7 protein-coding genes and 1 pseudogene are annotated in these 6,729 nt (G+C 79.0%); all 8 read left to right on the forward strand.

All coding sequences use genetic code 11. The features are described 5' to 3' along the window. Nucleotides 1–204 precede the first annotated feature (204 nt). On the forward strand, nt 205–1,068 hold the full coding sequence (locus tag BJP40_RS23105) for an SDR family oxidoreductase (protein WP_079171390.1): 864 nt from the start codon (nt 205–207) through the stop codon (nt 1,066–1,068). A gap of 6 nt (nt 1,069–1,074) precedes the next feature. After that, entirely contained in the window at nt 1,075–1,281 is a 207-nt protein-coding gene (locus tag BJP40_RS23110; protein ID WP_071268259.1) for a hypothetical protein, read from the forward strand. 702 nt (nt 1,282–1,983) lie between these two features. Further along, on the forward strand, nt 1,984–3,009 hold the full coding sequence (locus BJP40_RS23115) for a glycosyltransferase family 2 protein (RefSeq protein WP_071282066.1): 1,026 nt from the start codon (nt 1,984–1,986) through the stop codon (nt 3,007–3,009). Between the two features lie 203 nt (nt 3,010–3,212). Next, nucleotides 3,213–3,740 carry a D-glycero-alpha-D-manno-heptose-1,7-bisphosphate 7-phosphatase gene (locus BJP40_RS23120; protein ID WP_371258687.1) on the forward strand — a complete coding sequence of 176 codons (528 nt, stop codon included), beginning with the start codon at nt 3,213–3,215 and terminating at the stop codon, nt 3,738–3,740. Then, on the forward strand, nt 3,737–4,927 hold the full coding sequence (locus BJP40_RS23125; RefSeq protein ID WP_079171391.1) for a glycosyltransferase family 9 protein: 1,191 nt from the start codon (nt 3,737–3,739) through the stop codon (nt 4,925–4,927). Before BJP40_RS23120 ends, BJP40_RS23125 begins: the two co-directional genes overlap by 4 nt. Before the next feature lie 29 nt (nt 4,928–4,956). Beyond that, on the forward strand, nt 4,957–5,910 hold the full coding sequence (locus BJP40_RS23130; protein WP_071282077.1) for a glycosyltransferase family 9 protein: 954 nt from the start codon (nt 4,957–4,959) through the stop codon (nt 5,908–5,910). Further along, nucleotides 5,907–6,137: pseudogene (locus BJP40_RS36390) on the forward strand (glycosyltransferase family 2 protein); the annotation flags it as partial. The gene BJP40_RS23130 and the pseudogene BJP40_RS36390, both read left to right, overlap by 4 nt. A gap of 47 nt (nt 6,138–6,184) precedes the next feature. Further along, nucleotides 6,185–6,729, forward strand: a 545-nt coding sequence (locus BJP40_RS23135; RefSeq protein WP_371258688.1) for a glycosyltransferase family 2 protein, incomplete at its 3' end; no start/stop codon positions are given.

Here is a 6,729-nt window from a genome sequence, read left to right on the forward strand (position 1 = left end):
GGCCGAATCGCATCGGTGGACGCACTGGGCGGTGCCGACACCGAACGTACGGGCGGCGGGCGGCGCACACATGAAGGCCCCGGCTGGACGGGGGAACCAGCCGGGGCGTGGCGAATTTGTGAAGGGCCCTTCACAAACCGCATAGGTGAACGATAAACCATTGGGTGGTGTTCAAGCCAGCCTCCCTGGGGGTACCCCGGGGCGATGAGCCTCACAAGGCCGCTCGCCGTGGTCACCGGGGCGTCCAGTGGGATCGGCCTGGAGTTCGCACGGCGCTTCGCCGACCACGGCTGGGACCTCGTGGTGTGCGCCGAGGAACGGGCGCTCGCGCGGGCCGCCGACGACCTGCGGCGCCGCGGCGCCGACGTCCACCCGGTGCGGGCCGACCTCGCGGCGTACGACGGCGTCGAGCAGCTGGCCCAGGCCGTCGCCGCCACCCGTCGGCCGGTCGCGGCCGCCGTGCTGAACGCCGGGACCGGACTCGGCGGCGCCTTCCTCGACGTGGACCTGGCCGATACCGCGCGGGTCGTCGACCTCAACGTGTCCTCCACACTGCATCTGGCGCACCGCCTGCTGCCCGGCATGGTGGACGCCAGCGCGGGGCGCCTGCTGATCGTCTCCTCGGTGGCCGCCGAGGTGCCCGGGCCGTACCAGGCGGCGTACCACGCGTCGAAGGCGTTCCTGCTGTCGTTCGCGGAGGCGCTCCGCGACGAGCTGCGCGGCACCGGCGTCACCGTCACCGTGCTGCTGCCCGGCGCCACCGCCACCGACTTCTTCCGGCGCGCGGGCCTGGAGAACACCCGGCTGGGCCGGCAGCCGGACAAGGACAGCCCCGCCCTCGTCGCCGCGCAGGGAATCCGGGCCATGGCCCGGGGCCGCGGACGGGTCCTGGCGGGCTCCGCGCGGAGCAGGGCCGAAGGCCTGGCCGCCCGGCTGCTGCCGCACGCGGTGACCCTGCGCGCCGCGCGCGCCCTGGCCCGCCCCCTCGAACCGCTCCCCGGTGAGCGCCCCGCAGCGGGGTACCCGCCGGGGCGAGAACCGGCCGAAGAGCCACCGAGCAGGAGGTGAGCCGACATGGCGGAGAGGCGTTCCCCGCAGGGCGACGACCAGCAGCGTGAGCGGCGCAGGGCCGAGGAGGAACTGGCGCGGGTCCGCGGGCAGGCCGCCGTGGAATCCGGCGACGACGACTACTGGCCCGTGCGCCAGACCACGCCCTCCCAGGCGGAAGGCGAACCGGCGGAGGGGATTCCGGACCCGGAGGACCAGACCAGCAGCACATGAGAACCAGCCGGCCCGGACCGGCCCGTGGCACCGGCGCACGGTCCGATGCGGCGGAGCCGGGGCCGGGGACGCCGGGACCGGGCACCGCACGCGCAGCACCGCGGACCGGCATGACGGGTGGGCCTGCGGAGGGCCGGGAACCGTTCGGCGGGCAGGGGCGATTACGCGGTGCGGGGCACTCGGACGCCGTCCGACGGTAGCCCCGTGCCCGCCGCCGGGCGAGGGGACCACGGACCGAGCCGCGCGACGTCCGCGCCCGCCCGTCGGCGTCCGCCGCCGAACCGGCCCCGCTCGACCACCCCCCCTCGCCCACGGGCCGCCGAGGGGTGCGGGACCACTTACACGCGCCCTGCCCGCGCCCCCGGACGCCGCCGAGCACTGCCCGGTCGCCGCCCCGTGGAGGCCCGCCGCGCCTCCAGGCGCCCCACCCGGCTCCGACCAGCGAAGCGCCCCCGTCGCCGGCCCGCGGGCCGCACCGTCAGTCGGCGTCCGCATGCCGTTCACGGAGTACCCGCGAGCCCGGCGCGCGGCCCGCGCTGCCGGCCGACGGGGGTGGAACCGCCCACGAGGATCGCGAGGCCGGCTGCGAGGGGCGTGGCTCGCGGGCGACCGTGGCGCGTACGCCCTCCTGCGGATCGGACCGTATACGCATAAGGTGATCGAATATGGACAGTCCGTAGTGCTCACGGGAGGCGTCGCCGCATGAGTCCTCCGCCCGCCGCGTACGCCGTGGTCGTCCCCACCGTGGGACGGCCGTGCCTCGCCGACTGCCTGGCCGCCCTCGCCGCGAGCGAGGGACCCGAGCCGGCCCGGATCGTCGTCGTCGACGACCGCCCCGGCCCCCCGGCCGCCCCGCTGCCGCTGGACTCCCTGGGCGGCCTCGCCGACCGGGCAGCCGTACTGCGCAGCGGGGGGCGCGGCCCCGCCGCCGCGCGCAACACGGGGCTGCGTGCCGCCGGCGAGCCGTGGACGGTCTTCCTCGACGACGACGTACGGGTCTCCCCCACCTGGCGGGCCGACCTGGCGCGGGACCTCGACGGGGCGTCCCCGGACACCGGAGGCGTCCAGGGGGTGCTGCGCGTCCCGCAGCCCGCGGACCGCCGCCCCACGGACTGGGAGCGCAACACGGCCGGGCTGGAGCGCGCCCTGTGGGTGACCGCGGACATGGCGTACCGGACGGAGGCGCTGCGGGCCGTGGGCGGCTTCGACGAGCGGTTCCCCCGCGCGTTCCGGGAGGACGCGGACCTGGCGCTGCGGGTGCTGGACGCCGGGTGGCTGATCCGGCGAGGGCGGCGGCGCACCGACCACCCGGTGCGGCCCGCGGGCCGGTGGGTGTCGCTGCGGACGCAGCGCGGCAACGCCGACGACGCGTTGATGGCACGGCTGCACGGGCCCGACTGGTGGGAGCGGGCCGCCGCGCCGCGGGGCCGCATCCGGCGGCACGCGGCGGTGGCCGCGGCGGGCGGCCTGGCGTTGCTCCTGGGGGCTTTCGGGAGGCGCAGGGCGGCGGGCGTCGCGGCGGCCGGCTGGCTGCTGGGCACCGCGGAGTTCGCGTGGGCCAGGATCGCCCCGGGGCCGCGCACCCGCGACGAGGTGGGGACGATGGCGGCGACCAGCGCGCTGATCCCCTTCCTGGCCGTCTGGCACCGGCTGTCCGGAGAGGTGCGGTACCGCTCGGCGGGCTGCTGGAACGGCGGCGCCGACGGGCACGGGGGTGACCGGGCGTGACCGCTGCCGCGCCGGGCTGTCGCCCGCGGGCCTCCTCGTCCGTTCCCGGGGCCGCGGCCCACCCGGACTCCCCGCCGTCCCACGCCGCGGACCCGGCACCCGCTGATCAGGCGGTCCCCGCCCCGACCGGGCCGTCGGGCGCCGGAGTTCCGCTGCCGGGCCCGACGACGTCCGGGCCGGACGCCTCCGACCACCCGGGGGCGGTGCTCTTCGACCGGGACGACACCCTCATCGTGGACGTCCCGTACAACGGCGATCCGCGGCGCGTGCGGCTCATGCCGGGGGCGCGGGAGGCCCTGCGGCTGCTGCGGGCGCGCCGCATACCCGTCGGGGTGGTGTCGAACCAGTCGGGCATCGGGCGCGGTCTGCTGACGGAGGCCGCCGTGCTGGAGGTGAACGCCCGGGTGGACGCCCTGCTGGGCACACCGCTCGACGTGTGGCTGCACTGTCCGCACCTTCCGGAGGACGGCTGCGGCTGCCGCAAGCCCGCTCCCGGGCTGATCCTGGAGGCCGCGTGGCGGCTCGGCGTGGAGCCGGGGCGGTGCGCCGTCATCGGCGACATCGGCACGGACATGGACGCGGCCCGCGCGGCGGGCGCCCGCGGGGTGCTCGTGCCGACGACGCGGACCCTGCCCGCCGAGGTGGCGGCCGCGCCGGACGTGTGCCGCGACCTGCTCGGAGCCGTCCGGCACCTGCTGGGGCACCCGTCGACGGTGCGGAGGCCGCTGTGAGGGCGCTGGTGGTGCGGCAGGACAGCTTCGGTGACGTGCTGCTGGCCGGTCCCGCGGCGCGGGCGGTCGCCCGTCGGGCGGACCGGGTGACCGTGCTGTGCGGGCCGTTGGGGGCGCCGGCCGCGCGGATGCTGCCGGGCGTGGACGAGGTGCTGGTGTGGGAGGCGCCGTGGGTGGGCTTCGGGCCGCCGCCGGTGGACCGCGCGGACGTGGAGCAGGTGGTGGACCGGCTGGCGGCGGCCCGGGTCGACGCGGCGCTGGTCCTCACCTCGTTCCACCAAAGCCCGCTGCCGGCCGCGCTGCTGCTGCGGCTGGCGGGCGTGCCGTACATCGCCGCGGACAGCGTCGACGCGCCCGGGTCGCTGCTGGACCTCCGCCACCGGCGGGCCCCGCACGCGCACGAGGCGCAGGCCGCGGCGGACCTGGCGGAGGCGGCGGGCTTCCCGCGGCCCCCGGGTGACGACGGGCTGCTGCGGGTGCGTCACGCACCGGACGGCGCGCGCGGGCTGACCGGGCCGGGGCGTTACGTGGTGGTGCACCCGGGGGCGAGCGTCCCGGCGCGCTGCTGGAGCCCGGAGCGGTGCGCGCAGGCGGTGCGGCTGCTCGCGGAGGCGGGGCACCGGGTGGTCGTGACGGGCGGGCCGGCCGAGCGGGACCTCACCGCGTTCGTGGCGGGCGCGCACGGGCTGGACCTGGGCGGGCGGACGACGCCACCGGTACTGGCGTCGGTGCTGGCCGCCGCGGACGCGGCCGTGGCGCCGAACACCGGGCCCGCGCACCTGGCCGCCGCGGTCGGTACCCCCGTGGTGTCGCTGTTCTCCCCGGTGGTCCCCGCCGAGCGGTGGGCTCCCTACGGGGTGCCGCACGTGCTCCTCGGCGACCAGGGCGCCCCCTGCGCCGGGACCCGCGCGCGCACCTGCCCCGTGCCGGGGCATCCGTGCCTGGACGAGGTGACGGCGGAGGACGTCGCCGCCGCCGTCGGGAAGCTGCTGGAGGGCTCCGGCGCACCGGCGGCCCCTGGCACCACACCGGCCCCTGGCGCACCGGCTCCCCGGGCTGACGGCCCTCCGGCTCCCGGCTCACCGGCGGCACGGGCGGTCGGCTCCCCGGGGCGAGCGGCGGGAGCGGGCGCCCCGCGCCCCAGCGGGCACGGGCGCGGGGCAGGCGTCGGAGGGGACGGGGGGTGAGCCGGGTCGTGGGCGGTGCGGGGCCGCGGATGCTGGTGCTGCGTGCGCTCGGCCTCGGGGACCTGCTCACCGCGGTCCCCGCGCTGCGGGCGTTGCGCCGGGCCTTCCCCCGGCACGAAGCGGTGCTGGCCGCCCCCGCACAGTGGGAGCCCGCCGCGGCCGCCAGTGGGGCCGTGGACCGGCTGCTGCCCGCCGCCGCGCCGCGCAGGGCCGTGCCGACGCGCCTCGACTGGGCGGGGCCGCCGCCCGACGTGGCGGTCGACCTGCACGGTCGCGGCCCGTCGAGTCATCTGCTGCTGGAGCGGCTGCGGCCGGGGCGGCTGCTGGCGTTCGCCCATCCGGGGACGCCGCACGTCGACGGGCCGCGCTGGACCGCCGAGGAACACGAGCGGGACCGCTGGTGCCGGCTGCTGGAGTGGTACGGCGTCCCCGCCGACCCCGGCGACCTGCTGCTGGCCCCGCCCTCGGTGGCCTCCCCCGCGCCCGGCGCCGTCGTCCTCCACCCCGGGGCCGACTCCGGGGCCCGGCGCTGGCCGCCCGAGCGGTACGCGGCCGTCGCCGCGGAGGTGCGCCGACGCGGATGGCGCGTCGTGGTGACCGGCGGGCCCGGCGAGGACGCCCTGGTGGCGCGGGTGGCCGGGGCCGCCGGGCTCGGCCCCGGAGACGTCCTGGCGGGCGGGCTTCCGTACGGGCGGCTGGCCGCGCTCTGCGCGGGGGCCGCCGCCGTGGTCAGCGGCGACACCGGCATCGCGCACCTGGCGGTGGCGTACGGCGCCCCGACGGTGACGCTGTTCGGGCCCGTGCCGCCGCGCCTGTGGGGGCCGCCGCCGGATCCGCGGCACGTGGCGCTGTGGTCTCCGCGCCGCCCGGAGGACCCTCCGGGGGATCCGCACGCCCGTGCGCCGGACGCGGCGCTGCTCCGTATCCGGCCGGACGAGGTGCTGGCCGCCCTGCACCCGATGCTGGAGGTCTCCCGCCGATGACGCCCCCGGACCCGTCGCGCACCACCGTCGTGGTGATCACGCGTGACCGCCGCGACCGGCTGCTGCACACCCTCGACCGGTTGGCGGCGCTCCCCGGGCGGCCTCACGTGATCGTGGTCGACAACGGTTCGGCGGACGGCACCCCGGACGCGGTGGCCCGCCGCCACCCTGACGTCACGCTGCTGCTGCCCGGCCGGAGCCTCGGGGTCGTCGGCCGCACCCTGGGCGCGCGGCGGGCCACCACGCCGTACGTGGCGTTCAGCGACGACGACTCATGGTGGGAGCCGGCGCCCTCGGCCGGGCGGAGCGGCTGCTCGACGCCCATCCGCGGCTGGGCCTGCCGGCGGCGCGCATCCGGCAGGGCGACGGCGGGCCGGACGACCCGCTCGGCGCGGAGCTGGCCGCGTCGCCGCTGGGCCGGGCCGAGGACCTGCCCGGCCCGCAGGTGCTCCAGTTCCTGGCCTGCGCGGCGGTGGCGCGCCGCACCGCCTTCCTGGAAGCGGGCGGCTACCACCCGGTCGTCTTCTTCGCCGGGGAGGAGACGCTCCTCGCGTACGACCTGGCGGCCCGCGGCTGGGGCGTGTGCCACCGCCCGGAGGTGGTGGCCGTGCACCGGCCGGAAGGCGGCGTGCGGGCCGGGCGCCGGGCGGTGATGCGGCGCAACGCCGTGCTGACGGCGTGGCTGCGGCGTTCGCCCGCCGTGGCGCTGCGGCACACCGGCGCCCTCGCCGCGGACGCGGTCGTCCGGCGGGGCGGCGACGGACGGGACGCCCGCCGGGCCCTGCGCGAGGTGGCCGCCCGGCTCCCGGCCGCGCTGCG

The sequence above is a fragment of the Streptomyces sp. CC53 genome (genome assembly GCF_001865245.1).
In the GTDB taxonomy this organism is placed as follows: Bacteria; Actinomycetota; Actinomycetes; order Streptomycetales; family Streptomycetaceae; genus Streptomyces.

What these genes read in the sequence shown, in the direction of transcription:
- BJP40_RS23105 (WP_079171390.1), top strand. Translation starts at nt 205, where the DNA reads ATGAGCCTCACAAGGCCGCTCGCCGTGGTCACCGGGGCGTCCAGTGGG.
- BJP40_RS23110 (WP_071268259.1), top strand. Translation starts at nt 1,075, where the DNA reads ATGGCGGAGAGGCGTTCCCCGCAGGGCGACGACCAGCAGCGTGAGCGG.
- BJP40_RS23115 (WP_071282066.1), top strand. Translation starts at nt 1,984, where the DNA reads ATGAGTCCTCCGCCCGCCGCGTACGCCGTGGTCGTCCCCACCGTGGGA.
- BJP40_RS23130 (WP_071282077.1), top strand. Translation starts at nt 4,957, where the DNA reads ATGCTGGTGCTGCGTGCGCTCGGCCTCGGGGACCTGCTCACCGCGGTC.